Raw genomic sequence first — 2,460 nt, forward strand, 5'->3', positions numbered from 1 at the left:
CCACCACCCCCTAACCCCCGAACACCTCCACAGCAAGTGGTGTGGGAGGCGCTCCGCGGCGGGTTCTGGTTATTGGACGGCGGCGGCTTCCTGGGCTACGTCGAGGCGGGCGTTCGCGACGACGGCGTGCAGGGCGCGGAGGGCGGCGCCGGCGTGGTTGCCCCAGTGGTTGAAGTAGGAGTACTGCCACCACCAGAGGGCTTCCAGCGGACGTTCCTGCTGGTAGTGGCGCAGGCCGTGGACGAGGTCGCTGGCGACGTCGACCAGGTCGTCCGACAGGCGGTAGGACGTGGGCTCGGTGTCCTTGTACGGGTCGAAGACCTCGACGTACTCGTCGAGGCCGACCAGCCGTTCGGCGAGGCCCTGGCGGACCGTGTCCAGGTCGGGGTCGTCGCCGACCTCCGGCTCCCAGTTGTCCGGCAGGATCACGTCGGCGCTGGCGCCGAGCTGCGCGCCGGCCAGGATGACCTGCGACACCTCCAGCAGGAGCAGCGGGACGGTATGGGTCCCGCCGTCACCGCGCGCGACGGCCTCCAGGCCGTTGAGGTAGTTCTCGACGTGGCGCGCCACGCGCTCGGCGAGGGCGTTCCAGTCCTGCGGGCTGTTGGTGTCAGACATCGAGCAGCCTCCGTCCTTCGAATGCGCGGCCCAAAGTCACCTCGTCGGCGTATTCGAGGTCGCCACCCACCGGCAGGCCGCTGGCCAGTCGGGTGACCGTGAGGCCCATGGGTTTCACCAGCCGGGCGAGATACGTGGCGGTCGCCTCGCCCTCCAGGTTCGGGTCGGTCGCGAGGATCAGCTCGGTCACCGCGCCGTCCGCCAGCCGCTGCATCAGCTCGCGGATGCGCAGGTCCTCCGGGCCGACGCCCTCGATCGGGCTGATCGCGCCGCCCAGCACGTGGTAGCGGCCGCGGAACTCCCGGGTCTTCTCGATCGCGACGACGTCCTTGGACTCCTCCACCACGCAGATCACCTGCGGGTCGCGGCGCACGTCACGGCAGATCCGGCATTCCTCTTCCTCCGCGACGTTCCCGCAGGTCTTGCAGAAGCGGACCTTGTCCTTGACCTCTTTGAGCGCCTTGCCCAGGCGCTCGACGTCGGCGGGATCGGCGGCGAGAAGGTGGAAGGCGATCCGCTGCGCGCTCTTGGGCCCGACGCCGGGCAGCCGGCCCAGCTCGTCGATGAGGTTCTGAACCACCCCTTCGTACAACGGACCCTTCCTCTCAACTGGTCGTAACGGTGTTCCGCGTCCGGGATCAGGCTCCGGGGCCTCCGGGCGCGCCGCCGCCAAGGCCGGGAAAACCGCCGGGCAGCTGGCCGCCGCCGAGACCGGGCATGCCGCCGAGGCCTTCGGCGAACGGCCCCATCTTCTCCTGCTGCAGTTCCTGCGCCTCACGGGAGGCGTCGCGGATCGCGGCCAGCACGAGGTCGGCGATGGTCTCCGCCGTGTCCGCCGGATCGTCGGGGTCGACGGCCTTCGGGTCGATCGACAAACCGGTGACCTCACCCGCACCGTTGACCGTCGCGGTGACGAGCCCGCCGCCGGCGGTGCCCTTCACCTCGGCCTCCGCCAGCTCGCGCTGCGCGGTGAAGAGCTGCTCCTGCATGGCCTGGGCCTGCTGGAGCAGTTCCTGGATGTTCAAACCACCGGGTTCCACGGTGCACTCCTTATTCCGGCCCCTGGCAGGGCCTTCTGTCCGGCGACCGCCGATCACCGGACGTCCGTCCTCACGAGACTACGGGTTCCGTCCGGGTTGCGGTACGTCCGGTAGCCGGTGCGCCGACTCCGTTCAGGAGTTGTCGATCTCTCTGATGACCTGGCCGCCCAGCTCCCGCTGGATGAGCGCCATCCCGTCCATCTCCGCTTCGCTGCCGTCGGCGTCGGCGTCCCCTTCCGGGTCGACCTCGTCGCTCTCGTCCACCGGGCCGGGCTCCGGCGGCGGCGGGGGCTCGTCCGGAGGCGGCGGCAGCGGCCCCGGGTCGGCGGACTGCCGCGGGGTCGGCGTCTGGCGCGCGGGCCCGCTCGGCTGGACGGGCGCCGGCGCGGGCTGCGCCGGGGGCTGCGGCGCTCTGGCGGCGCTGCCGAATCCGCCCGAGGGCGCGGACCTCGGTGCCGCGGACCTGCCCGCGGGGCCTCCACCCGGCCGTCCGCCCGGAGGGGGCGCGTCGCCGACCACGGTCTCGATCCGCCAGTCGACCTGCATCCGCTCCTTGAGGACGTCGCGGAGGACCGCGTCGCGGTTGCCGTTGACGAAGCCCAGGCGGGACCCCTCGGCGTCGAACGACAGGGTCAGGACCTTGCCGTCGAGCGAGACCGGCCGCACCCCGGACATGATCACCATCCAGGTGGCGCGGCTCTTCTGCTTGACGGCCTCGACGATGTCCGGCCAGCGCCGCTGCACCGCCGCGACGTCCGTCCCGTCGCTGGAGGGCGCGTCGGCCTGGGGGGCGGCCGGGGAC

The 2,460-nt window shown here is 71.9% G+C and carries 3 protein-coding genes and 1 pseudogene; all 4 read right to left on the reverse strand.

The features are described from left to right. Positions 1 to 69 precede the first annotated feature (69 nt). Positions 70 to 618: a DUF5063 domain-containing protein gene (locus E1298_RS46190; protein WP_131903694.1), complete on the reverse strand. Its 549-nt coding sequence runs from the start codon at positions 616 to 618 to the stop codon at positions 70 to 72. Then, positions 611 to 1,210, reverse strand: coding sequence for a recombination mediator RecR (recR, locus tag E1298_RS46195; protein ID WP_131903695.1), 600 nt, complete (start codon positions 1,208 to 1,210; stop codon positions 611 to 613). The genes E1298_RS46190 and recR overlap by 8 nt, the downstream gene beginning before the upstream one ends. Before the next feature lie 46 nt (positions 1,211 to 1,256). Beyond that, positions 1,257 to 1,658 carry a YbaB/EbfC family nucleoid-associated protein gene (locus E1298_RS46200; protein WP_131903696.1) on the reverse strand — a complete coding sequence of 134 codons (402 nt, stop codon included), beginning with the start codon at positions 1,656 to 1,658 and terminating at the stop codon, positions 1,257 to 1,259. Positions 1,659 to 1,790: 132 nt separating this feature from the next. Beyond that, positions 1,791 to 2,460 (reverse strand): annotated as a pseudogene (locus tag E1298_RS49105) (DNA polymerase III subunit gamma and tau); the annotation flags it as partial.

Source organism: Actinomadura rubrisoli (genome assembly GCF_004349215.1).
GTDB lineage: Bacteria > Actinomycetota > Actinomycetes > Streptosporangiales > Streptosporangiaceae > Spirillospora > Spirillospora rubrisoli.

Bases quoted from the DNA above. Each gene is read 5' to 3' on its own strand.
- E1298_RS46190 (WP_131903694.1), bottom strand. From the start codon at position 618: ATGTCTGACACCAACAGCCCGCAGGACTGGAACGCCCTCGCCGAGCGC.